Source organism: Lacrimispora sp. YZC11 (assembly GCF_057543815.1).
The window spans coordinates 472,838-498,229 of record NZ_BAAJYQ010000006.1; the positions used below are offsets into that span (position 1 = coordinate 472,838).

At 43.5% G+C, this 25,392-nt stretch carries 24 protein-coding genes; 4 read left to right on the plus strand and 20 right to left on the minus strand.

The window, feature by feature from the left end:
- Positions 1-3: 3 nt before the first annotated feature.
- The 4 genes from AC27IJ_RS08470 to AC27IJ_RS08485 all read right to left on the minus strand — a co-directional run bounded on the left by AC27IJ_RS08470 (position 4) and on the right by AC27IJ_RS08485 (position 3,490).
- Positions 4-498: a COG1470 family protein gene (locus AC27IJ_RS08470; RefSeq protein WP_487148380.1), complete on the minus strand. Its 495-nt coding sequence runs from the start codon at positions 496-498 to the stop codon at positions 4-6.
- Complete coding sequence (locus AC27IJ_RS08475; RefSeq protein ID WP_487148382.1) at positions 495-1,418, minus strand: ABC transporter permease; 924 nt, start codon at positions 1,416-1,418, stop codon at positions 495-497. Before AC27IJ_RS08475 ends, AC27IJ_RS08470 begins: the two co-directional genes overlap by 4 nt.
- Positions 1,415-2,143 carry an ABC transporter ATP-binding protein gene (locus AC27IJ_RS08480; RefSeq protein ID WP_312442368.1) on the minus strand — a complete coding sequence of 243 codons (729 nt, stop codon included), beginning with the start codon at positions 2,141-2,143 and terminating at the stop codon, positions 1,415-1,417. The genes AC27IJ_RS08475 and AC27IJ_RS08480 overlap by 4 nt, the downstream gene beginning before the upstream one ends.
- 186 nt (positions 2,144-2,329) lie before the next feature.
- Entirely contained in the window at positions 2,330-3,490 is a 1,161-nt protein-coding gene (locus tag AC27IJ_RS08485; protein ID WP_312501440.1) for a COG4705 family protein, read from the minus strand.
- 147 nt (positions 3,491-3,637) lie between these two features.
- Here AC27IJ_RS08485 and AC27IJ_RS08490 point away from each other — a divergent pair, with 147 nt between their 5' ends.
- Both AC27IJ_RS08490 and AC27IJ_RS08495 read left to right on the plus strand, forming a co-directional pair.
- A complete protein-coding gene (locus AC27IJ_RS08490; RefSeq protein ID WP_312442366.1) occupies positions 3,638-4,312 on the plus strand; it encodes a response regulator transcription factor in 675 nt (224 codons plus the stop codon).
- Entirely contained in the window at positions 4,309-5,634 is a 1,326-nt protein-coding gene (locus tag AC27IJ_RS08495) for a sensor histidine kinase (protein ID WP_312501442.1), read from the plus strand. Before AC27IJ_RS08490 ends, AC27IJ_RS08495 begins: the two co-directional genes overlap by 4 nt.
- A 560-nt stretch (positions 5,635-6,194) precedes the next feature.
- Here the strand turns inward: AC27IJ_RS08495 and AC27IJ_RS08500 are convergent.
- The 12 genes from AC27IJ_RS08500 to AC27IJ_RS08555 all read right to left on the minus strand — a co-directional run bounded on the left by AC27IJ_RS08500 (position 6,195) and on the right by AC27IJ_RS08555 (position 16,638).
- A complete protein-coding gene (locus AC27IJ_RS08500; protein ID WP_312442364.1) occupies positions 6,195-7,424 on the minus strand; it encodes an MFS transporter in 1,230 nt (409 codons plus the stop codon).
- Between the two features lie 14 nt (positions 7,425-7,438).
- Complete coding sequence (locus AC27IJ_RS08505; RefSeq protein WP_487148385.1) at positions 7,439-8,275, minus strand: hypothetical protein; 837 nt, start codon at positions 8,273-8,275, stop codon at positions 7,439-7,441.
- Positions 8,276-8,277: 2 nt separating this feature from the next.
- Complete coding sequence (locus AC27IJ_RS08510) at positions 8,278-8,826, minus strand: DUF1097 domain-containing protein (protein ID WP_487148387.1); 549 nt, start codon at positions 8,824-8,826, stop codon at positions 8,278-8,280.
- Between the two features lie 42 nt (positions 8,827-8,868).
- The gene (locus AC27IJ_RS08515) at positions 8,869-9,804 is read right to left on the minus strand and encodes an NAD(P)H-dependent oxidoreductase (RefSeq protein WP_312501447.1); all 936 of its coding nucleotides are present in this window, start codon (positions 9,802-9,804) and stop codon (positions 8,869-8,871) included.
- A 27-nt stretch (positions 9,805-9,831) separates the two neighbouring features.
- The gene (locus tag AC27IJ_RS08520) at positions 9,832-11,220 is read right to left on the minus strand and encodes an LVIVD repeat-containing protein (RefSeq protein ID WP_487148389.1); all 1,389 of its coding nucleotides are present in this window, start codon (positions 11,218-11,220) and stop codon (positions 9,832-9,834) included.
- Between the two features lie 106 nt (positions 11,221-11,326).
- Positions 11,327-12,394, minus strand: coding sequence for a butyrate kinase (gene buk / locus AC27IJ_RS08525; RefSeq protein WP_312442360.1), 1,068 nt, complete (start codon positions 12,392-12,394; stop codon positions 11,327-11,329).
- A gap of 19 nt (positions 12,395-12,413) precedes the next feature.
- Entirely contained in the window at positions 12,414-13,319 is a 906-nt protein-coding gene (locus tag AC27IJ_RS08530; RefSeq protein ID WP_487148391.1) for a bifunctional enoyl-CoA hydratase/phosphate acetyltransferase, read from the minus strand.
- A gap of 14 nt (positions 13,320-13,333) precedes the next feature.
- The gene (locus AC27IJ_RS08535) at positions 13,334-13,879 is read right to left on the minus strand and encodes a 2-oxoacid:ferredoxin oxidoreductase subunit gamma family protein (RefSeq protein ID WP_312442356.1); all 546 of its coding nucleotides are present in this window, start codon (positions 13,877-13,879) and stop codon (positions 13,334-13,336) included.
- 11 nt (positions 13,880-13,890) lie between these two features.
- Positions 13,891-14,628 carry a thiamine pyrophosphate-dependent enzyme gene (locus AC27IJ_RS08540; protein WP_312442353.1) on the minus strand — a complete coding sequence of 246 codons (738 nt, stop codon included), beginning with the start codon at positions 14,626-14,628 and terminating at the stop codon, positions 13,891-13,893.
- 11 nt (positions 14,629-14,639) lie between these two features.
- A complete protein-coding gene (vorB, locus tag AC27IJ_RS08545) occupies positions 14,640-15,719 on the minus strand; it encodes a 3-methyl-2-oxobutanoate dehydrogenase subunit VorB (RefSeq protein WP_312442351.1) in 1,080 nt (359 codons plus the stop codon).
- 15 nt (positions 15,720-15,734) lie between these two features.
- On the minus strand, positions 15,735-15,971 hold the full coding sequence (locus tag AC27IJ_RS08550; RefSeq protein WP_442913628.1) for a DUF362 domain-containing protein: 237 nt from the start codon (positions 15,969-15,971) through the stop codon (positions 15,735-15,737).
- Positions 15,958-16,638, minus strand: a complete 681-nt coding sequence (locus AC27IJ_RS08555; RefSeq protein WP_312442347.1) for a hypothetical protein — start codon at positions 16,636-16,638, stop codon at positions 15,958-15,960. Before AC27IJ_RS08555 ends, AC27IJ_RS08550 begins: the two co-directional genes overlap by 14 nt.
- Before the next feature lie 259 nt (positions 16,639-16,897).
- Between AC27IJ_RS08555 and AC27IJ_RS08560 the strand changes: the two genes are divergently transcribed.
- Complete coding sequence (locus AC27IJ_RS08560; protein WP_312442346.1) at positions 16,898-17,788, plus strand: LysR family transcriptional regulator; 891 nt, start codon at positions 16,898-16,900, stop codon at positions 17,786-17,788.
- Between the two features lie 866 nt (positions 17,789-18,654).
- Here AC27IJ_RS08560 and AC27IJ_RS08565 read toward each other — a convergent pair.
- Complete coding sequence (locus tag AC27IJ_RS08565) at positions 18,655-18,996, minus strand: hypothetical protein (protein ID WP_312501460.1); 342 nt, start codon at positions 18,994-18,996, stop codon at positions 18,655-18,657.
- A 76-nt stretch (positions 18,997-19,072) separates the two neighbouring features.
- On the opposite strand from AC27IJ_RS08565, the gene AC27IJ_RS08570 reads away from it, so the two are divergent.
- Positions 19,073-19,906, plus strand: a complete 834-nt coding sequence (locus tag AC27IJ_RS08570; protein WP_312501462.1) for a lysozyme inhibitor LprI family protein — start codon at positions 19,073-19,075, stop codon at positions 19,904-19,906.
- A 287-nt stretch (positions 19,907-20,193) separates the two neighbouring features.
- Here AC27IJ_RS08570 and AC27IJ_RS08575 read toward each other — a convergent pair whose 3' ends face one another.
- From AC27IJ_RS08575 to AC27IJ_RS08585, 3 genes are all read right to left on the minus strand, one after another.
- Positions 20,194-20,973 carry a phage tail tip lysozyme gene (locus AC27IJ_RS08575; protein WP_313259520.1) on the minus strand — a complete coding sequence of 260 codons (780 nt, stop codon included), beginning with the start codon at positions 20,971-20,973 and terminating at the stop codon, positions 20,194-20,196.
- A 682-nt stretch (positions 20,974-21,655) separates the two neighbouring features.
- Entirely contained in the window at positions 21,656-22,951 is a 1,296-nt protein-coding gene (locus tag AC27IJ_RS08580; RefSeq protein ID WP_487148396.1) for a hypothetical protein, read from the minus strand.
- Between the two features lie 610 nt (positions 22,952-23,561).
- On the minus strand, positions 23,562-25,172 hold the full coding sequence (locus AC27IJ_RS08585; RefSeq protein WP_487148398.1) for a recombinase family protein: 1,611 nt from the start codon (positions 25,170-25,172) through the stop codon (positions 23,562-23,564).
- Positions 25,173-25,392: the final 220 nt, after the last annotated feature.

The following is a 25,392-nucleotide window of genomic DNA, read 5'->3' on the forward strand; positions in this document are numbered from 1 at the left end:
AACCTACCTCCTTCCTTGCTTTTTGAAATATACAAGTGCAATCATTGCTGCAACCACAACACCGGTTGTAATAAACCACAAATAACGTATATCAGTGGAAACCGCAGCAGATATTACAAGCGCATTGCTCTCTAAGGTTCCATTCTGGCAAATCAGCTTTATTTCATGAGTTCCGGCGTTTTGTGATGGAGGTACTGCCAATGTTAAAACAAACGATCCTGATTCGCCTGATTGCAGATCCAGATTTTCCGGTTTCACACTCTCTACGACCCATTTATATGGAAGATCAACTTTAGGACGAATACCGGAAAGTAAGGATACCCCTGTGTTTTTCACCTTGACCGTGAGGGAAACAGATTTCCCATTCGTCACCCGTAGCGTATTTGCTTCACAGGATAGGGTAAGCGGGGTTTCAGGCTCAGCAGCAAAAGCACTATCGGCAGAGCATAGAAGTAAAGTAATGATAATCCCACATATCATACGAAGTCTATTCCTCATAGCACCCCCTCCTTCTTCACCGTCAGAGCTGACAGGCAAAAGGGAATCACTCCCATGTTCAGGATATACAGAAATCTTCCGATCTGTTTTGCAAAAGCAGTCCCCGCACTCATTAACGCACTTTCGGAATGAACTTGCAGTAAATCGTCTCCGATATATTTAAATTCGACAGCGGGTGAAAACCAATCAATGAGTTTTGAAATAGCTGTATCACTGGGTATTTGCTTGATGGTTCCGGCTATATTATTGACTGCAAATTCATAGTTGCGCTGCGTCTCCGCAAGTTGCGGAATAACGAAGCTAATACAGATCCAAGCCACCATCATCACAAGGAAACTGAATGTCCGACTCCGAGAATTGATGGAGGCCAAAAAGGAAAACATATAAAAACCAATCATGTATAGAAATGCGGTTATCATAAACAAAACAAGTCGTAGAATTTCATTAGCGTTAAGGAACAGCCCAGTACATACCGCGAACAAAAGCAGATTAAATATAAAAGCAGCCAAAAGTAAGGCTCCAATCATAAATCCCGCACCAATAAGCTTGCCCGCAATAAATTCAAATCTGGAGATGGGTCGTGTGAAGATTACATGCAACGTTCCACCCTCCCGTTCGCCGGAAAAAGAATCAAAGCCTAAAAAAATCGCAAGCACCGCCCCGATCATAACGATATACTCTGTCATGTTGTGCAGGATTTCCAACGGGAAAATCAACGGTGCTTCCGGGACTTCCGTTCCTTGTGCGTGTGCTGCCCCAACAATGTCACCATATGCCCTGAGCTCCGCATTTTTGGTTGTAGAGCCTACATATGCCGAGACAATGGACATGGCAAGAAAAAGAATGACCATCAAGAGAAGGACTCTATCCTTGAAAACTGCGGTAAATTCCTTTTTGGCTATAATAAGTGCCTTGCTCAATGTACACCACCTCCCGACTCAATGCGGAAGTAAATCTCCTCCAGTGATTTGCAGTCACTGAATTTTTGCTCCAAATTTTGCAATGTATCAGAAATCAACAGCTTACCGTGGCTGATGATTCCTATATCGGTACATACTTTTGTCACTTCTGATAATAGGTGCGTATTCATGAAAATAGTAGCACCCCACTCGGCATTGACTTTCAACAGAATATTACGAATATCAAGTGTTCCCTGCGGATCAAGCCCGGAGGTCGGTTCATCTAAAAACAGGAGCTTGGGCTTATGAAGGATGGCCTGTGCGATGCCAACCCGCTGCCGCATTCCTTTTGATAGGGTTTTTACTTTTTGATCCGCCCATTCGGTAAAGTTCAAAAGTTCCAAAACCTCATTAATATTTTTGTCAACATTGGATACGCCGGACAATTCGCCAAAAAAGCGTAAGTTTTGCCGTGCAGTCAGCTCTCCGTACAGCCTGACGTTTTCCGGCAGATACCCGATCAGGTTCCGCACTTTGAGATTGTCTTTCTGAATATCCAGCCCATCAATGGTCGCACGTCCTGATGTGGGCAGCAGCAGAGTTGTAAGCATTGAGAGAGTCGTTGTTTTGCCCGCTCCGTTATGCCCTAAAAAACCAAAAATCACACCCTGTTTTACTGTGAAGCTGACTTTGTCAACCGCAGTAAATGTCTTATACTGTTTTGTTAAATTTTCTACGTTTAGCATAGCATACCTCCTAATAACAGTAGATGGGAAAGCTGTGTAACTCTCCCACCTGCTGTTATTACTGATTTGTTGTTTTCCTCATTGCAGTTACAACTTTATTCTATCTATCCAAAATTAAAATCTCATGAGAATACACATTAGATTTCCACGAAATTAAATTTCACACAAATCATGAAATAATAACCATCACTTTAATTGTGTGAGAGATTCGTCGAGCGCCGATTTACACGCCCCTGCATCCGGATTAGATGCTCGTAATTCACTAAGGACAGCATCAATTCCGGTATCCGCCTCTTTCCATCTTCCCTGATCCGCTGCTTTCATTGAGGCAGCCGCATTATCCCATGCAATTTCCAAATCCTTGACACGCGACTTGCCTCCGACTAAATCGCCTTTCTCCACCAGCATCAGAACATCCTCCTCAATTGTTCGGAAGCTGGACAAATCTGCCCATGGATCAGATTGACTGTTTACGAGGCTTGTGTGACGGATAGAATAGCCAGTTCCCGATAGTATGATGATGAATCCTACGATAACAACTGTTTGCAGCATTGCGCGGTGCCGCTTGGGTTCTGTTTGCGGCTGTGCCCCTTCTTGTGACAAATCTTTCTTCGTAATGGTTAGGAAAACGACCGTTGCAAGGATAGCGGCAAGGAAAATAACACTTGTAAACGTGGCACCCAGACCGAGCCCTCCATTTGCCTTGGATTGTGATAAGAAATCACCCAACGAAGCACCCAAGGGCCTTGTCATGATATAAATCATCCAGAAGCTCAACACGGGGTCAAGCCCTGCCCGCCAGGCAATCGCCACACAGATGATACACACACAGATGATAAGACCCGTTGTCAAATACCCAAGTCCAAGCCCTTCCGCCATCAAGTCCCCACTAGCCGTACCTAGCGCGAATGTAAACAAAATGGCCAGCCAATAGAATGCTTCCCTACGCATGGTATAAATCGAGTGGATGGACAAATCTTTCTCACTGTAATACCATGCGGCGAAAGTCAGCGCCAGACAAACGCTGAATAAAATGGTGGAAAACTCAAGCGGGACACCCATACCATCAGTCAGGTTATCCGTTACAAGAGTTCCAAATACACTGATGAGAACTACAGTAGGCCAGTAAATACTCGGCGTATATTTTGTTGTCCGAAATTGCAGGAACAGTACAATTAAAAACAGAGTTCCCATGAAAATGGACGTGCCAACAAGCCCCAGCCCGAGATTAACATTCAGAAAGTCAGATGCGGTTTCTCCAACTGTTGTACACAAGACCTTGATAATCCAGAAAAAAATGGTTACCGCAGGCACCTTGCTTATCATTGATTTAGTTTTCTCGTTCATTATATTACCTCCAGTTCACGTGTAAATCATTAGATTTCCTCACTAGGCTACTCTATAAAAATGAAAATCTGATGAGAAATGAATTTTTCTCATCAGATTTTCATTTTTTTGCTATAATATATATATGTAGAATGGAGGTTGGTAACAATGCGTCTTTTATTGATTGAGGACGATGCTTCTTTGCAGGACATTATTGCAAAAAGGCTTAAAGCGGAGGGCTATTCGGTGGATTCCTGCACCGATGGCGAAAGTGGCTATGATTACGCCTCCGGGCTTGAATATGACTGTGTGATTCTTGATATTATGCTACCCAAATTAAGCGGGCATGAAGTATTAAAAAGATTACGTTCAGAAGGAAACAAATCGAATATTCTTTTGCTTACCGCGAAGGACAGCATTGAAGACCGCGTTGCGGGATTGAATGCCGGGGCTGACGATTATTTGGTCAAGCCTTTTGCGTTTGAGGAACTGCTCGCCCGTATACGCACCATCATGCGCCGCACGGGAGAGAGCCGGGACAATTTGCTGGTTCTGGAGGATTTGTTGATGGATGTGAGCGAACACACCGTTACCCGAGCCGGACAACGAATTGAGCTGACCTACAAGGAATATGCCCTGCTGGAATATCTCATGCGCAATCAGGGGCGGGTACTTACCCGGACACAGCTTTCCGATCATGTGTGGAACAACGAGTTTGAATATGATTCCAACATCGTAGATGTGTATATCCGCTACCTGAGAAATAAAATTGATAAGGCATACGGACGAAAGCTCCTCCAAACAGTGCGAGGAGTTGGATACTCGTTAAGGTGCGAGGAATGAAAAAGCTGAAAATTCGCACAAAAATGATGTTGTGGTACACCCTGCTCACCGGTATTCTATTAGCCGTTTTTCTACCGGTATTATATCACACCATAGCTGCGACCTTGCTCGACAGTGAAAAGAATAACATTGGAGCTACCATGTCAATCGCTGAGTCCTCCATCGAATTTGATAACGGACACTTGTCCATAGGGGATGAATTAAAAGCACCTGCAAATACATTCATTATTATTTGGGACAAAAGCGGTCAAGTAATTTATGCAAATACACAGAAAAACCTATTTTATACAATTCAATTTACGGAGGGAAACCCTTACCGGATTTATTACAACAATGAAGATTGGTTGGTGCTTGACAAGACGGTTCAGGAGAATAATCACGTTGTAAAAATCAGAATTTGCAGCTCTATTGACAAGATGGAAGCTGTCCTGAACCGAACGCTGTTTCTTATGTTAGTTGTAATCCCACTTTTTTTATTAATTACGATAATCGGTGGGCTGTTCATCGCAAAACGGGCATTGCGCCCTATCAGCAAAATCACCGATTTGGCGAGTGAAATCGGACATGGAGATTTGTCGAAACGAATCACTGGAATAGAAAGCATGGATGAAGTGGGCGAACTGGCCAACACTTTCAATGAAATGCTGGCTTCGCTGGAAAATTCCTTTGAAAAGGAAAAACGCTTTTCGTCCGACTCATCCCATGAACTGCGGACGCCGGTAGCGATTATCATGGCAAATGCGGAAGCGATATTGGCCGCAACACCGGGTGCTGACCCCACCACTGCAGCCAATACCATATTGGCGGAAAGCCATCGAATGAACACGGTGATTTCTCAGCTTCTAATGCTTACCAGAGGGATTGAGGGAAAATACCAGATACAACTCGAAGAAGTATCTCTGCCAGTTTTGACAGATGCCGTACTGGAACAGCTTCAGGAGGAAGCCGCAAGCAAGGTAATCACGCTTGTCAACGAGACGGCGGATGTTACGGTACAAGCCGATCAAAGTCTCCTGACCCAAATGATGCTGAATCTGGTGGGTAACGCAATCAAATACGGCAAACCTGACGGTCATGTTTGGGTAAAAGCAGAGCGAGAGGGTGACGGCTGTCTCATTACTGTTTCAGATGATGGTATCGGCATTATGCCGGAGGAATTGCCTTTGATCTTTGATCGGTTCTACCGTGCCGACAAGTCCCGTGATCGCAGCGGCAGCGGGCTTGGGCTGTCGATTGTCAAATGGATTGTAGATATGCATGGTGGGAAGATTGAACTGGAAAGCACACCAGACCAAGGCTCGATATTTCTGATACGGATGTAAAGATGAAATATTCACTATGTTGTGTAGTAACAATATAGTGCTACAAAACACTTTTCCGTACTTTTCCATGTATCACTGAACCGCCGATATATATTATTAAAGTTCTCTTCATTTTGGCCGCAGCCTATCCATAATATCGGTAGTAAATATCTACTTTAGCGGAATCCGAACTCTGATATAGCGAGACACAAAGAGGACAGCTAATTCTAATATGCGGATACGTGAAAGCTCATTTTTCATTTCCGCAGCCTTTTCGTTACCCCGCTCAAGCTCTGTCTTAAGTACAGTAAGCCGTAAGCCTTACATTATCCACAGGAAGATTGTAGTGAAATATCCGATAAAAGATGCAAAAGCCTGCCCTCTTGCAAGAGGGCAGGCTTTACACGGTTTAGCAGCCAAACTATCATAGTGTCATTAGACACCTTCAGTTTTTTCATATGAGTAGAATAACTGATATCAAAGCAGAACGCAATAGTCTCTTAATAAACAGAAAAAAGCGAAAAAGAAGAGGTATCATTTTAAAGCAGCCCCTTCTTTTCCGGTCTTTTGGCCGTTCTATATTATGGTTTTTTTATCATTACGGCAATAACAATTCCAACTATAACCGCACCGAGCATGGAGATCAGTGTGCTGAAATAAGAACCGCTTGTATCGTAGAGAAGTCCAGCAATGGTGCTTCCAAAGGAAGAAAATATCAGATTTAAATTCAGCAGGGAAAAGTTCACTGAATAGTTCTTCTTCCCATAGAATGTGCCTACAAATGCTGAATTCGTAGTAGGCACGCCGCCATAGGCAAGGCCCATGATCATAAAGCCTGCAACCAGCGCAAGCAGGATGCCTGTCATCAGGGACAAAATCAGCAGACCAAGACCAGCGCAAAACAGAATTTCATTAAACACCATGGTTTTTACCCGGCCGATCTTATCAAACAAACCGCCGAACAGAACCCGGCCGATTCCGTTAAATACGGAAATAAGACCGACTACAGTAGAAACCGTTCCGGAAGAAATCTCCGGGCTCACCTCCAGCACCATGCCTCCCGCCTGTGAAATTACCGCAAGCCCGGCGGCGCATAAGAGAACCGCCCAGATGAAGTAGAGCCAGAATGAGCTTCTTTTAAGCATTACAGCCGGTTCCATCTCAATGACTTCCAGCCCGGATGATTTCATCTCAGATGCTTCCACAACGGCTACTTCCTCCCCGTTTTCACGGCCATCCTCCTTTTTAGCCTTCGGTGCCTTAAGTAAGAAGCTACATAAAATCATAACGGCGAAAAGCAGAATCCCAAAGATTTCAAAGGAGGTTCGCCATCCTTCTCCCGGCCCTGTATAAGCCTGATACACTTTTCCGATGATGAAGCTTCCTATTCCAAAGCCCATAAGCAGAATTCCCGAAATCAGGCCCGGCTTATCCGGGAAATATTTTGTAACTGTTCCCATAACCGTATTATAGGCAATGCCTGACCCGGTTCCCGCCAGAATCCCGTAGCCGATGTAAAGGCCGGCAAGAGAACTGGTATTAGCAGCAATGAAAAAACCGGCAAGAAAAAGCAATGCTGATGCAACTAAATTGAATTTTGCATTAATCCGGCCGGAGAGAAAACCGGCCAGCACACCTCCCAGGCAGAAAAATGTCATGCAGATAGTAAAAGTAAAGGATAACTGGGCACTGGTCCACTCCGTAAAATATTCTGCAAGAGGCCTGGAAAGAACGCTCCATGCATAGATAAGCCCCGCAAACAACATGAGTATTACGCCGACTGACGCATAAAACCAACGATTCCGCTTCATTTATATATTACTCCTTATCTTCTGGGTATATAGCCTCTGTACTGGCTGTAGGCGTCACAGGTCGGATAGTCTGTGACAAATGCTCCCCTTATCTCAAAGCCGGACTTCAGATATGGGAATACATCTCCGTCTTTTGCCCATGACGGCGATTTAATCTTATCAGCGGTTTCCACAGCCAGATGATGCCATGCTGTAGGACCTGTAAACCACATTTCCACTACTCTGTACATAGGACAGCCATTGATTTCCTGTCTTACCTTGCTGGTCAGAATACGGGTACAGCAGTTATTTGCTTCAAAATAAGGGAATACTTCTTCAAACAGCCACTTATCTCCTTCTTCTTTGGAAATTCCTTCCGGGTAAGTCAGGGCAAAATTCCAGCGGTAATTAGCGCCCTCTGTCAGAGTACGTCCGGTGCCCTTTACATCTTCTTCCCACCACATGGGACAGAAAGCGAATACGAATGGCATGCAGCCGTTATTTCCGCCGGTGCATCTGGCATCGTCTCCCGACATCAGCACATCTCCTGCCGTCTCCGGCACGGTTCCCTGCCACTTTAAGGCTTCAATCGGCATATATTCCTGGAATGCCTTTACCTTAAGTGCCGGATCCATAATATTTACAAGCCAGCTGTGCTCTGTAATCTGCATGCGGGCCGTTCCAAATCTTTCTCCGCCCTCAGGAACCGGAAGTGCATTGTAAAAAGCATACTTGGTGCAGTAAGGTTCAAATTGGGAAATACTTTCCGGAATGTGATGGAAATATAGCCAGTGTTGAAGTTTATGTCTGTACTCCTCCTTTATTACATCTACATAGATAAAGCTCCGCATAGGATCAAATTCTGTTCCCATTTTTATTTCTCCTTTTTTGGCTGTGATTTCTTTTCAATCAATTTACAGAAAAAATCCACTCCTGCCCCTACATACCAGACTCCCACTGCCATGGCTGCCCCGATCTGAAAAGGCATGGTTTTATCAAAACTTAAAGTTTCTAGTGTCATCAAACTTAAGCCAATGGCCCAGCCGCCGAGCCAGGCAGGCAGGTATATGAATTTTTCTAAAGCAGAGGCGATGAGTACAGCCGCAAAACCTAAAACAGCCAGGGTTAAAAATAATCCCAGGTTTTCTCCCAGAATTAAATTCCCCATGATCAAAAGAGAAAGACACGCCCAAAAATCACCGAACCAAAAACCGACCGTTATTTTTAAGGCGTCTTCTCTCTTATTTCCGTTTGCCGCATAGATACCTGCACAAATTAAAGCCACTGCTCCTGTTTTAATTCCCAGATACGGCGCGGCCACCGCCCATAAGGGCGGAAAGACCGCAATGGCCGCAGCCAGGATACAGATTTGTTTGTTAATATGCATAAATTCTATTTGTTCTCCGTTCCAAAAACTATCCACACGGGAATCTTTCCCAGAAGCACCGAAAGACTGGGGGACCGTTTATCTTACCGTTGTTGGAGTGATAAAGTCTGTGTATTTCTTCTTACGGATCTTGAATTCCTCGGTCTTGCGCAGCTCTGCAAAAGCCCCCTCGTTTTTCCGGATATCTTCGCCGTGGATGAACTTTCCGGACAGAGTTTCATGTGCATGCTCTAACTGCTCCTCCGAGAAAACAAATTTTGTCTTTCCGTCTTCAATCTCCATTTCCCCTACCATTCCGCACAGGCCGCAGATTGCTTTTGTTGAATCCGGCTCTAAGTAGAACAGCTTGTTATGGCAGTGGGGACATACACCCTCTTCGCCCTTATATTCGGCTTTTTCCACGTCCTTTGCAGCTTCCGCCAAGTTGCGGCCAAGCTGGTGAACTTCAGCAAGCTTATCATCCTCCATGAGGATGGACTTTGCCCACGGATACCAGGCATTGTCAATGACTTTCCACATAGGAGTCAAAGCGTGCATGGCATGCTCGCACTGTACTCTGGTTCCCCAGTCGGAACCACCCACGCCGATGTAGGAGATAACCTTGTCCTTTAAAAGACGGTGATCCGGGATCTTTCCGCCGGTTTCCTGAGCGATCTTGGTGCCGATGACGTTATTTCCTCTGTCTGTTCTCGGGCCGAAACGGTCTGTAACAGTGTGAAATAAGCCGGAAGCTCCCTCTTCAAAAATAGGATCGCTGATAATGATTCCATCAGCATCCAGCATCTTGTCAAGAAGCCATTCGAAATCATCATCCTTAATGGTGCACATGTTGCCTTTTCCGCTTAAAAGAGTCTTTGCACAGGCGCAGCAGCCGGTGCAGTGTCTGATGTTTAATGCAGACATCTGGATAAATTCCACATCGGCACCGACTTCCTTTGCTCCCATTAAAGCTTCCATACACATGGAATCATTGGTCCCGTTCTTGGTCCCGAAAGAAATGCCTAAAACCTTCATTTTTGTATTCTCCTTATTATGTGAATATTAATTTTCTTTCATTTTTAAAATGTAAAAGCCATCGTCTAAGGCGTCGATGATGATATAGCCTCTGTCATCCACCACAAGATCCTCCGTCACCGCAAGGCGGGGGCCAGGGAAGTTTGGAAAATAGGACTCTTCCGGCTTCTTGTTTGGATTCGGCGGGATAAAGTAAGCGATTTCCTTGATGTAATAAGGGTCGGATACATCATAGACCCGAAGTCCCGCATGGAAATAGCAGCAGTAAAGCCTGTCGCCTCTCTGCTCCAGCCATGGCTTGTTGCTCATAGGCTCATGGATGTTGTGAGGGCCGAAAGGTCCCGGTACACCAAGACCTGCCACGTTAAAGTTCTGATATGGGAAATCCTCAGGAACTTCCGGATATGGGAACTCTGCAATCAGGGTAGGATGCTTTGGATCACTTACATCGATCATATGCAGATTGTTTAAAGCCTGGGCGCGTTTGATCTTATCCGGTGTAAAGAACTGGAAGCGCTCGCCTTCGTTCTGGCAGACAACTAAATCTCTGCCCGGAAGAGGAAGGGCCGTATGGGTTCTTGCTCCCGACAGTTCGCTGGAAAATGCAGGCATCAGCTTTAATTCGCCTAAGCATTTCGGTCTGGTTACATCATGGACATCCAGGACAACCAGTCCTGCACCGCCCCATCCGCAGTATGCGATTCCGTCACGTACAAATGGCGGTCCGTGAAGCCAGCCCTTATCCATAAAAGCCGGAACGTGAGGTGCACCCGGATCAAATTCGCGGTCCGGATAGCCGTCCGCATACTGGTCAGGTCTCCACCAGCGTCCTACTTCTACGGGATGAGTGGGATCCTCAATATCGACGATACGGTAAATCATACCTTCAAAGCCTACGCAGTCACTGGATAAATGTACATATCTTCCCCCGTTGTACATAAAACGGTGTACGCCCAGCACGTGCTTTAAGCCGCAGTCCCAGCCGCCTAAGTATTCAGGATTTTCAGGATCATTTTTAAGGCTGTAAATGCGGATACCTGCCTCGCATTTCACCTCATCTTTTCCTGGCTGGTCTACCAGTTCTCCCGGGCCGCTTCCGCAGCTCATTGCCACGATCATTAAATCATCGGCAATCTGAAGCTTTGGGCAGGTAGTTGTCGGATATTCCCTGGGATCTAAAAGTTCAAAATGTTTTACGAATTTCGGATTATAGGGATCTGTCACATCACTGATCATGACACCGTTTTGGTTTCCCCCGAAGCAGCATCCGAACAGATAGTACTTTCCTGCTTCAGTCTTATAGAGGGCCATCTGGAACATGCCGCAGTTTCCGTCCAAATTGTTGAAGGAACAGACTTCCAGGTTCTTAAGGAAACCGCTGTTCCCTTTTCCCTTTGCATAGAATGTATCCTGCATAAGTTTTTTCCTTTCTTTGAATAATTGTGTTAATACATGGTTTTATATGATAAAAAGGCGGCCGGAGGAGGTTGGCAAGAATATATCCGGCCACCTTTTATTCATCTTATTTCTTATAAGGGACAGCCATTTCTTCTCCCTTAAGTATCCGGAGAGCTCCGGCGGCTAATGATTCCAGCTCATTTTCTCCCGGCATAACAATTACCGGGGCAATGAATTTCACATACTCTGTAATCCAGCCTGTCAGCATCTGGGAATAGGCAACGCCGCCTGTTAAAATAATGGCGTCAACATCTCCTTTTAGCACCGGAGACATCTCTCCAATTCCCTTGGCAATCTGATAAGCCTCTGCCTCAAAGATGGTTTTTGCCTGCTGGTTTCCGTCTGCAATCATCTTTTCCACTTCTAAACAGCTGGACGTTCCTAAATAAGCCTTAATGCCGCCCATTCCGGTTATCTTTTTCGTCATTTCCCGCTTGCTGTATTTTCCGCTGCAGCACATGTCCACTATGTAGTTTAAGGGAATACTTCCGGATCTCTCAGGGGAAAACGGGCCGCCATCCGATGGAATGGCATCCACAATCCTGCCTTTTTCGTGGGCGCTCACGGAGATGCCGCCGCCCAAATGAGCTACGATAAAGTTCATCTCCTGGTAGGTCTTACCGGCTTTTGCAGCCAACTTCCGGGCCATGGCCTTGGAATTTAAAACATGGCAGAAGCTCTCTCTTACGATCTCAGGCATACCGGTGATTTTGGCAATATCCTTCATCTCATCGGAGCCCACCGCATCGTAAATGTAAGAGGGAATTTCCAAAGGAGCGGCAATGGCATCTGCAATCAAAGCGCCTAAGTTGGAAGCGTGTTCGATGGTGGACGGATCCACAAGCTTTTCTTTCATATCCTGGGTGACCAAATATCCGCCCGCATGGATCTTCACCAGCTGTCCGCCTCTTCCAACCACGGCAGATAAGTCTTTTTCTTCCACGCCATGGTGTTTCATGGAGTTTAGAATCGTTTCCTTACGCATGTCGAATTCATCGGTGACCTTTTCGTACTTTTTTAACTCTTCGTCAGAATGTACGATGCTTTCTGAAAAAAGCTCCTTTTCATCCTCGTAAACGGCAATCTTTGTAGAGGTAGAGCCTGGATTAACAGCTAAAATCTTATAACTCATGAAAGTCTCTCCTTCTCTTTTAATTAGACGCTGCCGCAGAAACGACGATGGAAAGGAATTTTTCCTCTGCGGAAGAACCTCTTGAGGTCAGGACAACGGGACATTTGGCTCCTACCACGAAACCGGCCATCTTGGCCTTACAGGTGCAGGTCAGCATCTTTCCCATGATATTTCCCGCATGGATATTGGGAGCTACCAGGACATCCACATCCCCGGCGATCCGGCTCTCATAGCCCTTTAATTTGGCAATTTCCCCATCCACGGCGCAGTCATAGGAAATTGGACCTTCCACGATACAGTTTTTGATTTCCCCGTCCCGGTTCATGCTTGCCAGCTCTGCGGCCTCTACTGTCTCGGGCATCTTGGAATTGACTTTTTCCACGCAAGCCAGCACGCCTACCTTGGGACAGTCGTAGCCCATGGCAATCAGGGTATCCACCGTATTTTCAATGATGGCCTTTTTCTGCTCCAGAGTCGGATAAGTAACCATGCCGCCGTCTACGGGAACTAAAATCTTGTGGTAGCCAGGAACGTCAAACATGGTAAAATGAGACATAACGCCGCCTTTTCCCAGTCCCTGCTCCTTGTTCACAACCGCTTTTAAAATAACGCCTGTATCTAAATAACCCTTCATGAGGAAATCTGCTTTTCCTTCTCTTACCAGGGAAACGGCAAGCTCTGCCGCCTCTTTATTATCTGCTGCGGGATAGATATCCTCGTCTGGAACCTCTTCCCCCATTTCCTTAATGATCCGGCGGATTTCCGCCTCATCTCCTACCAGAACAGGTCTTGCAACTCCTTCTTTTCTGGCATGGAAGGCAGCCTCTAAGGTATGTCTTTCTCCGGCGGCAGCGATGGCCATCCGCTTTATGGAAGAATACCCCTTTACCTTTTCAATCAGTTCGTCAAAGCTTTTATAAACCATTTGTTCCTCTCTCCTTATCTCTGCGTTCTGCCTATTTCAAGTCCCTTTTCAAAAGCCTGGCGGTTAAGAGGAAGAAGCTTTGGTTTGGAACCAAGCTTGTGCTCAACGGCTGACCAGACAATTTCCGCATCAATGACATCTGTATAGCCCACATAAACACCAAGCATGATGACATTTAAGACCCTGGCGTTGCCAAGCTCTAAGGCAAGCTCCGTAACCGGGGCTTTTACAATTGTCACATCGTCCCGGTCAATATCTCCGTTTACAATAGAACTGTTGATGAAAAGAGTTCCGTTCTTTTTTAACGTTGGCAGGAACTTCTGTAAGGACGGGCCGTTCATGATGATTAAATCATCCATCACATCCCCTAATGGGGCACCGATGGCCTCATCGGAAATCACCACGAAGCAGTTGGCCGTTCCGCCTCTCTGCTCAGCTCCGTAAGAGGGGAAAAACGTAACATTTTTATCCGTCGAATCACAGGTGGCGGAAGCCAGGAACTTCCCCAGTGTCATAACTCCCTGGCCGCCGAAACCGGCCACACATAAATTTGTTTCCATTTTTTTCCTCCTTACCTGTCTCTGATGATGCCTAAGGGGAACTCAGACAGCATCTTTTCTTCTATAAAATCCAGGGACTTGATTGGGTCTAAGCCCCAGTTGGTCGGGCAGCTTGTAACGATTTCCACCATGGAAAAGCCCTTGCCGTCCAGCTGATTCTGGAATGCCTTTTTGATGGCTTTCTTGGTTTTCATCACATTCTGCGGGGTATTGCAGCTGGTCCGTTCTAAGTAAGCCGGGGCTGTAAGCTGGTTTAATATCTCGCACATATGCATGGGATAGCCGTGCTCCTTGGGATCACGTCCCTTGGGGCTGGTGGAGGCCTTCATGCCCAGCAGCGTGGTTGGAGCCATCTGTCCGCCTGTCATGCCGTAAATTCCATTGTTGACAAAAATAACCGCAATGTTCTCTCCCCGGTTTGCTGCAGACATGGATTCTGCCAGGCCGATGGAAGCGAAATCTCCGTCGCCCTGATAAGTGAATACCAGGCTGTCCGGATTTGCCTTTTTCATACCGGTTGCTACGGCACAGGCGCGTCCATGAGGAGCGGTTGTGTTGTCATAAGCCATGTAATCCATCTGAAGACCACAGCAGCCGATTCCAAGTACGCAGGCCGCCTTGTCCGCTAAGTTCATTTCATCTAACACCTCACCGATTAGCTTCATCACGGTTCCGTGCATACAACCCGGGCAAAATCCGGAAACTTTGTCTTCCTGGATTGTCTTCGTTCTTGAATAAATTTTTTCCATCTTTCCTCCTCCTATTTTTTGACAATCTCTTTTACTGCCTCTATAACTGCCTCTCTGCTCATGATGTTTCCGCCTGAGCAAAGACAGGTTTCTATGGGACAGCGTCCCTTAATGCCGGCTTCCACATCAGTCACGAACTGAGCCGGAATGGACATCTCTACATCCAGGACGGCCTTAACTTTATCATAGTTAATGTGATCGAAGGCAGAGTATGGGAAAGGATAAACGGTTATAGGGCGGATCAGTCCGGCTTTTACGCCTTCCTTGCGGAGCATGTCTACCGCTGACTTTGCGATTCTGGCGGAAATTCCGTAAGCGGCGATTACAACCTCTGCATCCTCAAGCTGATACTCTTCTGCCTTTGCTTCCTTTTCCCAGGAAGCATAAAGAGCCTCTGCATCTTCATTGGCCTTCTGCATATCAGTGGTCTTCCAGTGTCCCGGCTGAATCCAGGAACGCTTCTCATGATCGAAAGGATGGCCGATGCAGGCCCAGGACTTCTTTCCTTCCTTCATCGCTTCAACTTCCTCATCTGACTTCATCTCAGGAAGCACTACCGGCTCCATCATGGTGCCGATCACGCCGTCGGCCAGAATAAGCACCGGATTTCTGTCACGGTCCGCATAATCAAAGGCCGCATAAGTCATATCAACAGCTTCCTGTACCGTAAACGGAGCAAATACCAGCATCTTGAAGCCGCCGTTTCCGGATGCCTTGGTGGCCTGGTAATAATCCATCTGGGCGGGCTGAATGGAACCAACGCCGGGGCCCCCTCTGGAAATATTGGCATAGACCATAGGAATCCGTGCTGACGCGCAGTAAGAAATTCCTTCGCTCTTTAAAGCAATTCCCGGGCTGGAGGAAGAGGTCATGGCCCTGACTCCGGCGCTTGCCGCACCATAAACCATATTTATGGAAGCCACCTCAGACTCTCCCTGAACGAAGCTGCCGTGAACCTCCGGCATTCTTCTGGCAAAATATTCCGGTATTTCGTTTTGCGGTGTGATGGGATACCCGGCAAAAAATCGGCATCCTGCTCTAACGGCTGCTTCCGCGATTGCTTCACAGCCTTTCATGAATACTCTGGACATTTTTTCTTCCTCCTCTTACTTATAAATCTCAATGGCGCCCTCCGGGCACATTCGTCCGCATATGCAGCAGCTAATGCAAGCTTCCATATTTGATGGAGTTACATATTCGTAACCCTTGGAATTTACTTTGTCTCCGATTGTCAGCACACCTTTAGGGCAGAACTTGATACAATAGCCGCAGCTTTTGCAGCGTTCTGTCACTACTCTAATTTCTCCCATGTCATTCACTTCCTCCTTTTTATTTTTCCGCATCAGCCCATGGATAGGTAAGATAGAGATGTATGGGCATTACCGGAATGGATAGCCTGTCCTTTACCTCCGGAAAAAGCTCTTCTCTCACACATAAAAAATCCAGTTCTTTATAAGGAGCCACTATTTTTTCCAGTTTTTTATTTCCCGCCAGGACTTCCCCGGCCGTGGTGGCCGGACCCATGTTGGGATTACTGATTAAATGAACTTTGTCAACGCTTATATGGGAAACTCCCAGGACCTCGCCCAGAACCTTGTCAATGTGTTCTAAGTCGTAAGACCATGGGCGGTAAGGGTTGATCACATAGTAGACCATGGTATCCTCCCTGTTTATATACGGGGCGAAACCTCCGATGGATCGTGCACCAATGTAATCGCCTCCCACATCCAGAACCGTATAAGCTTCCTCATCCTTTAAAAAGCGGCTCACGCCTCCCACAAGTGTTGGCGCGTCCATAAACTGCTCCTCATAATGGAATTCCATCCCCAAGTCGAAAAGATCCCCGCAGAGATCTCTGGAACGGAATAAGGGCTTTGTCATATCCATGTCAAAAAAATGAACTTTCTTATCACCAGAGGTTAAAAGCTTCCTTGCCGCATTCACCGCAATCTCACTTTTTCCGCTTCCTGCTTCACCGATAAATAAGAAATTGTTATATTTCCCTTTCATTTCCTGTCCTTTCCGCAAGGGATATCTTGCTTTATTTCTTACCCCACTGGTATATTAATGAGTTTTTTTGTCAACTTCAAGAATATTTTTTAGTGTTTCTTATAAGAAAAAGTTATTTATATGGTAATATTTTTCAAATAATGTTTTAATATTTGTGCACTTTGTACGATTATTAGGATTGGGGACTTTTCAAAACGAATTTTGTGGATTATAATAAGTTTTAGTTATATATTGATTGATTTTAAGGGGAGTGATTTTTATGAATCTCAGACAGTTAGAATATTTCGTTTCCGTAGCCGAAAGCTTAAGTTTTACAAAAACAGCAGAAAAATTTTTCATTTCCCAGACTGCCGTAACACAGCAAATTAAGACATTAGAAGATAATCTTGACGTGAAATTACTGAGGCGGACAAAGAGGCATGTGGAGCTTACTCCGGCGGGTACAGTCTTTTATACAGAAGCAAAGGCAATCTTAACCCGCGCAGAAGACGCCGTTGCGAAAACAAAAAAAGCAGCTACCGGTTTTACAGGCAGCTTAAATATTGGAATCGCGGGAGGATATGACAATCCGCGGTTCCCCGATATACTCCGCTCCTTCCATACCGGTTATCCCAATGTTTCCCTTTCTTTTCGCGAAGCCGACACGGGAACGCTGTACGCCTCACTGCTGAATCGGACTCTTGACATCATTGTCAATGTCTGCTTCTCAAAGAGCGAATTGGAGGAAGAAGGCATCGTCTGCCATACCTTAGGTGTCTATAAACTGATTGTCATGCTTCCTCCCTCCCATCCGCTGGCCTCCAGAAGTGAGCTGGATCTGTCTGATTTGAAAAATAACACGTTTATTTTTACCGCCACAAAAGAAAGAGACAATGATTTCGGACATTACAGAAACACTATGGCTCATTTTATCCGTTCCGGCTTCACTCCTAATACGATATATTCTGACAACTTTGACATTACAGCCCTAATGGTGGCCTCCGGTATGGGAGCTGCCATAGTGCCGTCCTACGCCCTTGCTTCCAGCCGGAATTTAGGAAAGGTTGTCACCATACCACTGAACAAGGATTCTGATTTATGCGAAATCGTGATTGCACGGTATAAAGAAAACCAGAATCCTACGATTGATAAGTTCTTCACTTATATATAAACGAGATGAAATATACTTCGTGGTTTTCGCTTGCTGCCGCAGTGGCTGCCAGATGAACATGCAATCATGTTCGTTCTGCCAGTCACTGGCGTACTTCATCTGGGTGCCTAAGATTACGCCGGATTCCTTATCCGTTATAACCTTAACAAATCCCCGTTCTTCCTTTGTTATAACTGATTTGCAGTTGGCATGGGTCAGGACACATCCGATTTCCGAATCAATATATACGCAGGACAGAACCACCGGCTTCCCGGATTTATATTCTGGCAGTCTTCAGCCCTAGCTTTTCAGCCTAATTGCCGCCTCGTATCCACCTGGCCCTGCCTTTGTCCTTACTGCCATGTGCTCCTTGATAATGCCTTCCTCATATTGGATGGGAAGGAGATATCCGGCGAAAGGGACCATTGCTCTTGTTCACACAAAAAGGCAGACAGAAATATCCGCATAAGATATCCGTCTACAATTTAATCATTTAGCTCATTTGCAGATTCCCAAATATATATTTGTGGGTTTGACACAGCAAGATTACAATGGTAAACTTTTAACATAAATTACCTTAAATATATTAGGGGTGCATAATGAATAATCTTGCAGGGATATTACAGGATTCCGAGTTCGAGATAATTTATGTTTTATGGAAATCCAATCATCCAGTGCCTCTGATTGATATACGGCATGAGTTATTAGCCCGTTGAAGATGGTAGATTCCACTATCAAAACTCTATTACGACAGCTCTGCACAAAATAAATCATAAAATTGGAGTGCCACAGGATTATATAGTACCATCGTAACTGAGGAGAAGTATAATAGTTGTTAACGAAAAATTATGTAAGTAAGATGTTTTGAAGGCAACATCTAAATATATTTAACTGCATAATTTTTCATTATTATCAAGAAAGTAGGGATCGTCAAAATTATTAATATTTGTGCCGCCACTTGGCGGCGGAATGGAGAGTATTATGAAAAAACTAATTTTAATCTTATCTATTCTAGGATTGTTTTCATTAAGCTCCTGCAGTACATCATCGTCAATTGGAGTAACTACCGACGTACAAATTTCGCCTAGCTCGGTCAGTACAACTAAATCAGAGAATGACTCTAGTTCGCCAAATTTCACATCTTCTCCTTTACCTTCAGATAAGCAGGTATTGTCACCTATGCAGACTTTTAAAGCGGTGCTTCTTAATGAAACGACTTTCTTCTGCACGGACAAATCTCCGTACAATAACTCAGACCACCAATGGAACGGTTACTTAAACGAACTAACATATGATACGAATCCAATGATAACGCCACAATTCGCTGTGGTTGATTTGGATGGGGATGGCGTGTCTGAGATCGTGTTGGCGATAGAAAACTATAACGGGTTTGTTATCTTGCGTTATAAAGAGAGTAAGGTATATGGCTTTATTGTTTCATACAGGACAATGTATAATCTCAAAATGGACGGTTCATTTATGGCATCAAACGGCGCAAGTGATTATTCCGTGGGCAAGATGTTGTTCATAGGCGATACTTTCTTTGAGGACGACAAAATAAAATCAGTGGGAGGTGTTCCTACCGATTCGTATTTTATCCATGACATGCCAATTGACAAAGACACTTTTGATAAACGTTTGGTCTCTTTTGATGATTTACCAGGTGTAGAATGGCATGATTATTCCAAAGAAGCGATAAACCAATGGCTCTTAGATAGTTCCGTTTCTTCAGAAGTACCGGCGTTGCCGAAGGTAGCCGCTGCCGATAGGCAAAACTATCTGGATTCCCTTGCTTATTTAATGGATCTTAGGGCTTACTATAACATCAGCCTTAAAAACCAAGAAGAAATCAATTCCAATGCGCGAAATTACTATAAAGGTTGTAATGACGAGATGAATAAGATCTATCAATTGTGTTTAGAAAACTTATCTGGTGACGAACTGGACGCTTTAAGCACCGAACAACAGCGTTGGCAAGAAAATTTTAATCAAAGACTCTCTGGGTTTTTAAATGATCATCATGTTAATAGTATGGAGGATATTGTGGATCAATCTTGGTACTATGAATTGGGAGACATGGTGTTTAAACAAACATTTTACCTGATAAACTTTTATTATGACAATCATTTTTATGATTGAGCAATAAACAGCAGCACAAGTGAACTATAAAAATTATAATTTAGACCAAATTTACAGAGAAGTAACCATTATGTTTGCAGATAGGCTTTAAAACACTATTAGCAAGGGCTTTATGAAGATGTATGCTTCACAAAGCCCTTGCACAATTTTATTTTTTTTATTTATGTTAAAAGCATGTTTTTCGAGAAATGCACTAAAAAATCTTCCTGCTTCCCCTGGCAATTATTATTTTTGCAATTATGATGGAAGTTTCCAATTATAGAAAACTGTCTACACCTCCAAACAATCTACGATACCAAGAAGCCTATTAATGTACTCCACTTAGAAGCATTGGCTTTTCGCTTATTTATTACTGTGCTTGATTGATCTGCTGGCTGTTCATAGCATTTAAGAAAACATTCTGCCAATGCAGTGGTTGAGCTAGTAGATTTAGTGAAATCTGCAAAGCTCATAGAGGGACTATAATTACCGGAAACCCATTGCTCTGATTCATGAGAAACCTCATACAATATCCGTTCCAACTGATTATCAATGTCACCTGAAGTTTTACCGCTGCCTAACCAGTTCGTATACTTAGTTGATGGTGTCCACTGAGTCAAACCATATCCATTAGCAGTATTGACTTTACCATTCTGCCAACGGCCTGGATTAATTGTGCTTTCCATCTCCATATTTCCAAGCATACCGCAAATCGCATTCTTACTCCATTTTTTACCAATAAGGTAATTGTAAATATACCTGGCATTCGTAAGCATTTGATTCTGCTCCAGTGCTGTAGCAGCGGAAATAATAGCAGATTTACCAGGAACGGTTGTTGAAACTTCTGTAGTAGTTGACATAGCCACCCAGCCGTTTCCTTCCGTTGTTGAGTTGTCACTATTAATCTTATAATAGTAAACCCGAACCCATGTATACGTAGTTCCATTTAGTGCTTTTGTTACCGTTTTTTCTCCTGGTATGTCATACATCAAATTCCCCTGATTTACTGTTGTTACCACACTGCCCGCAGCGGAGCTTCTAACATTTGAGCCACCAGAATTAGCATATCTCACTTTTGTTGTTGCCATAATGAAATCCTTCTTTCTTTTTATTTGAAACGATTCTCAAACGTCTCGAGCCATAATTGAATTGCTTCTAATTTGTAAAAAGAAAGATTAATCAAAAATGTAAATCTCAAAATCATTTTTTCCATAATAAATAAGAAAACTTCTGAAGACCTATAAGCTCCTGCAGAAGCTTATAGGTTCAGGTATCTAAAGCAGTAAAGTAGGCGGGTGAACTTTGAGCTATTATATAAGTATGGATACGCCGTATTCGACCCGTTCCAATTTGTCCTCCTTTACAAAGTCCGGCAGATAAATATTCGGTACCCCAGCATTAGCGATGCCTGATTACATACTCATTACCATATTTTCGGGCTGAACCCGGATAGTCATTACAGCCGTTGGCTCCAGTTCCACAAACATTCTTTTCCTGACGCAGTCCAGTGCCAACTGAAGGTATGAACTACCGAGATTGAGAAAGACGGTAAAAAGCAATCTAAGGCGATTGTAAAGGGCGCAAGGCTCAAGCTATACCCGAAAGTCTTTCGGCTTTTTCGCAGAAGCAAGGGCATTGTACCGCCAACCATAACAGATTGTACCAACACTGAAGCCATGCGGAAAATTGGCGGTGCGCCGCTAACCTATGAAAAACTATCAAAATTAAACAAGGGATAGCTTTTCGGCTATCCCTTGTCCTATACTGGGTTTAAAAATGCTTATTCCGTTTGTATTCGGTAACTACCCATATAATTCCAAATACAGAGAATACAGAAATCACTGTCCAAAAACTACATTGAAACGGTATATTTAACTTATTTTCCAGCGTTTCTAGTGTACCAATTGCACCAAGAAGAGAAATGATATAGAGTAAAATATTAAGCAGAACAGCATTTCTATTTTTCTTCGATTCGTTTTCTGCTGTCATATATGAAATCTTAAGTTTGGTGGCTTCTTTACGATGCTGAAACGACTTTGTTTTATAAATATAGCTAAGCAGATTATGGGTTTCTATAGGTATTTTGGGAGCAAAAAACAAGTTTTCTAAATACAAATCATTACGCACAACTTTGTTCATATCTGCAGTTATATCTACATTGATGATTTGAAATAAGTATACATATAATTTAATGGACTCAAGCATAATTCCATTATACAAAGGAATATCAACATCATCGGGATTATAGTTTTTGATAACACTCGCCCCATCTTGTGGATAATATTCATAATTTCCTGTTGTGCTTATATTTTCAAGAGGAGATGGCAGCTCTCTTATACCTATTAAATCACAGAAGTAATTTGTGATATCATCAATTTCATTTGATAATACAAGTGTATTATGTATAAAGGAATACTCTTCAGCCTTAAATTTTTTACCGAGCATCTCAAAGAAAAAGTCACTAATGTTATCGTATATTATTTCTGAAATCTTGCCATTGTATGTCGTTGTGCTTTCATCTCCAAAATACTGATATTCGTTGACAGTCAATAAATTGTAATTACCTATATTACCAAAGACATCACCTTTTTTAAGGGGAATTCCTGTTTCAAAATCAATAACCTTAAACGTAATAATCAATACTCTGTTCATTGAAAAAATAATAGGGTCAATTTGATAAAGATGCTTACCAATATGAACAAGGAAAGGTTCCATGCTAATGAAGTAATCTATTTTGAAATATGAGAAATCGGCTAAAACAGATTGAGCGTGAAGTAATTTGACACAAAATTCTGTACTTCTAATTAGTTCTTCAAATTTTTCAATATCATGTTTTTCCTTAACAGGCTCAAACGAAAAGACAGTGTTTTGTTGAATATAATCATACTCTGTGCTTAATGTTAATGCCCCTTTTGGTGAGATGAGTTTATCGCCAAGCAACATATAAGTTAGGTGGTGTTTATCCAACAATACATCTAGCCCTTGCTTTTTATTGAAATGTAGTAGTTTAGATTTAGAATATCGTGTTGTATCATATGCACTCATAAAAATAATTGTATCGCTCATTTAAACACCTCCTATACAAATAACAGTTTAATATGATGATTATAACAGAAAAACAGTCGAGTGTAAAACTCGACTGTTTGCATAGCCGTCATATAAGAAGTACAAATCTGACCCCCTCGCCAATCGGCAACAGTGAGTTCGGATTACAATGCTTTGGCGGAGATAGTGAAATCCATGGCCTCTTGAATGCCATTCAAGAGCTTTCCCAACTGAGCTATACCCCTCTGCATTAACTAATAAATCTAGTATAATATTAAAGTTTCACTGATAGCAAGGATATCATTTTACAAAATGATAGATTAAATTGTTTGATAAAAGTATAATCGTTCACTAAATAACGGTAGGTACTCCTCACAGTTGAGGATGTACCTACCGTTGTTTGTCTTTCATTTTTATCAAGTGTCCCGTCTCTATAAGTCATAATTTAAGCCACAAGCTTTCATGCCTGCGGCTTATTGTTTTAATGGAGATAGTGGGATTCGAACCCATGACCTCTTGAATGCCATTCAAGCGCTCTCCCGATATGTCGGGTGTGCACCCCCACAAAATGACTTTTATATGTAAGGATATATCTCAGCTGTAGAGAGTTTAATGTGTCTTTAAAATTATCTTACGATGCGGCATGCTCTGTGACACTATCGAGTCCATTAAGGAATTGCTGTATATTCAGGTTTAATTCAATATCCAGCTTATAGTCTTTATAAACATTAACTCGCTTGATGATGTAATTAGTGATCATCTTTTTGATTTCCATGTCGCTGTCATCAAAAATTTCTGACCATGTGCGGATACGTGAAATCTCAGCTTTCATTTCCACGGCCCTTTCGTTACCTCGCTCAAGCTCAGCGGTCAGTGCAGTCAGACGTTCGCTAGTTGTAAGAACTTTTTCACGGCTTTCATTAACTAGCTCCGACAGGACATCCGTGGGCATCTTACTTTTTCCCTGAACCGCTTTGATAACTTCTGCCTTTAATGACTCATACTCAGTATTCGCTTTGGTATTCTCAGCCTTGACTCTTTTAATTTCTCCACGAAGCTCTTCCATGTGACGATTTTGTGCACTGCCAACTATTAGGTTATCTGAAGCAGCTGACATGCGGTCAAAAATCTGATGCAATACTTGTGTTACTGTGTCATCAAGTAAGTGCATGGTGTATCCGGTTTGCCCGTTGCAATCACTGCGGCGCCTTGTTTTGTCGTAGCAAATGTACCGTATCCGTTTTACACCTTTCTTTTCTCCGCTTGCAAGTTTTACTACTTTACCATTGGTTGTTAAGACCAATCGGCCACCGCAATGACCACAAAATACGTTGCCGGAAAGAAGAGATTGTCCTGAAGTATTTAACGGGACAGTTCTCTCATTCCTTTTCTCATTTACACGTTCCAGCATCAGCTTCTGTGCAAGATCAAAAGTGTATGGATCAACAATCTGTAATTCTTTAAATGGTTTTGAATAAGTGGTTCCACTTCGTAGTATACCTTTGTACGTCACATTTTTAAGAATTGCACCGACTGATGCTTCATGCCAGTTAGCTCCATTTCGAGTTTTAATGCCTTTGTCATTTAGAAATGTAGAGATACGCCAGCGGCCGTACCCGGATGAAACACATAAATTATACATCATGCGAACCACTTCAGCTTCTTCTTCATCGATAACCAATCTATTGACCTCATGCTTGCGTTTGTTTATAATGCCACTTTTTTCAAGGCGATAACCATATGGAGCTACGCCGCCACGGAAGCGCCCATCCTGAACCATTTGCCCCAGGGCAGTCTTGGTTCTTATGGAAGTTTTCTGGCTTTCGCCGTCAGCCTGCCAGAAACGGATGTAATTTGTTAGACGGTCGGTATGGGATTCGAAACGCTGTTCGCCTTCATTTACACTCCATACTCTGATTCCCTTCTTTACAAACCATTCCACCACAAACGGGGTTTCTTCAGCCTTTCTTCCGATTCGGTCAAACATGAATACCAGCAAGATGTCGAATTTGCCTTTTTCGGCATGTTCTCTGATCAGCTGAATTTTATCCCTATCAGCTGCGCTAACTTTATAACCGGAAACACCGGTTTCTTGTTCCTCATGTATGATGGTCCAACCCATAGGCTCTGCAAATTCGTGGCAGGCTTTCCTCTGCATTGGGATATCCGCCTGATTCTGATCATCATGGTCTACCTGCTTGGTAGTAGAAACTCTGTATAAACAATAAACTCTTTCAGCCATTTTGTATCCGTCCTCTCATATAAAATATTGTGTGAGAGACAGAACACTTGATATATTTAATTGTCAAGGAACCTGATGGCTTTCGCCAACCATATTATCTCACACAATTCATTGGAAAGCCATATAAATAGCGGTTTTCAAGCAATTTAATGTAACAAGAATTTTTTATGGGATAAACAAAAATTCACGAAATTTTGTCAATACTGTAGTTAGTAATCGA

What these genes read in the sequence shown, in the direction of transcription:
- AC27IJ_RS08555 (WP_312442347.1), bottom strand. Translation starts at nt 16,638, where the DNA reads ATGAAAGGGAAATATAACAATTTCTTATTTATCGGTGAAGCAGGAAGC.
- AC27IJ_RS08480 (WP_312442368.1), bottom strand. Translation starts at nt 2,143, where the DNA reads ATGCTAAACGTAGAAAATTTAACAAAACAGTATAAGACATTTACTGCG.
- AC27IJ_RS08530 (WP_487148391.1), bottom strand. Translation starts at nt 13,319, where the DNA reads ATGGTTTATAAAAGCTTTGACGAACTGATTGAAAAGGTAAAGGGGTAT.
- AC27IJ_RS08500 (WP_312442364.1), bottom strand. Translation starts at nt 7,424, where the DNA reads ATGAAGCGGAATCGTTGGTTTTATGCGTCAGTCGGCGTAATACTCATG.
- AC27IJ_RS08470 (WP_487148380.1), bottom strand. Translation starts at nt 498, where the DNA reads ATGAGGAATAGACTTCGTATGATATGTGGGATTATCATTACTTTACTT.
- AC27IJ_RS08505 (WP_487148385.1), bottom strand. Translation starts at nt 8,275, where the DNA reads ATGGGAACAGAATTTGATCCTATGCGGAGCTTTATCTATGTAGATGTA.
- AC27IJ_RS08570 (WP_312501462.1), top strand. Translation starts at nt 19,073, where the DNA reads ATGATAACGCCACAATTCGCTGTGGTTGATTTGGATGGGGATGGCGTG.
- AC27IJ_RS08485 (WP_312501440.1), bottom strand. Translation starts at nt 3,490, where the DNA reads ATGAACGAGAAAACTAAATCAATGATAAGCAAGGTGCCTGCGGTAACC.
- AC27IJ_RS08520 (WP_487148389.1), bottom strand. Translation starts at nt 11,220, where the DNA reads ATGCAGGATACATTCTATGCAAAGGGAAAAGGGAACAGCGGTTTCCTT.
- buk (WP_312442360.1), bottom strand. Translation starts at nt 12,394, where the DNA reads ATGAGTTATAAGATTTTAGCTGTTAATCCAGGCTCTACCTCTACAAAG.
- AC27IJ_RS08540 (WP_312442353.1), bottom strand. Translation starts at nt 14,628, where the DNA reads ATGGAAAAAATTTATTCAAGAACGAAGACAATCCAGGAAGACAAAGTT.
- AC27IJ_RS08515 (WP_312501447.1), bottom strand. Translation starts at nt 9,804, where the DNA reads ATGAAGGTTTTAGGCATTTCTTTCGGGACCAAGAACGGGACCAATGAT.
- vorB (WP_312442351.1), bottom strand. Translation starts at nt 15,719, where the DNA reads ATGTCCAGAGTATTCATGAAAGGCTGTGAAGCAATCGCGGAAGCAGCC.
- AC27IJ_RS08580 (WP_487148396.1), bottom strand. Translation starts at nt 22,951, where the DNA reads ATGAGCGATACAATTATTTTTATGAGTGCATATGATACAACACGATAT.
- AC27IJ_RS08585 (WP_487148398.1), bottom strand. Translation starts at nt 25,172, where the DNA reads ATGGCTGAAAGAGTTTATTGTTTATACAGAGTTTCTACTACCAAGCAG.
- AC27IJ_RS08490 (WP_312442366.1), top strand. Translation starts at nt 3,638, where the DNA reads ATGCGTCTTTTATTGATTGAGGACGATGCTTCTTTGCAGGACATTATT.
- AC27IJ_RS08550 (WP_442913628.1), bottom strand. Translation starts at nt 15,971, where the DNA reads ATGCGGAAAAATAAAAAGGAGGAAGTGAATGACATGGGAGAAATTAGA.
- AC27IJ_RS08560 (WP_312442346.1), top strand. Translation starts at nt 16,898, where the DNA reads ATGAATCTCAGACAGTTAGAATATTTCGTTTCCGTAGCCGAAAGCTTA.
- AC27IJ_RS08575 (WP_313259520.1), bottom strand. Translation starts at nt 20,973, where the DNA reads ATGGCAACAACAAAAGTGAGATATGCTAATTCTGGTGGCTCAAATGTT.
- AC27IJ_RS08535 (WP_312442356.1), bottom strand. Translation starts at nt 13,879, where the DNA reads ATGGAAACAAATTTATGTGTGGCCGGTTTCGGCGGCCAGGGAGTTATG.
- AC27IJ_RS08495 (WP_312501442.1), top strand. Translation starts at nt 4,309, where the DNA reads ATGAAAAAGCTGAAAATTCGCACAAAAATGATGTTGTGGTACACCCTG.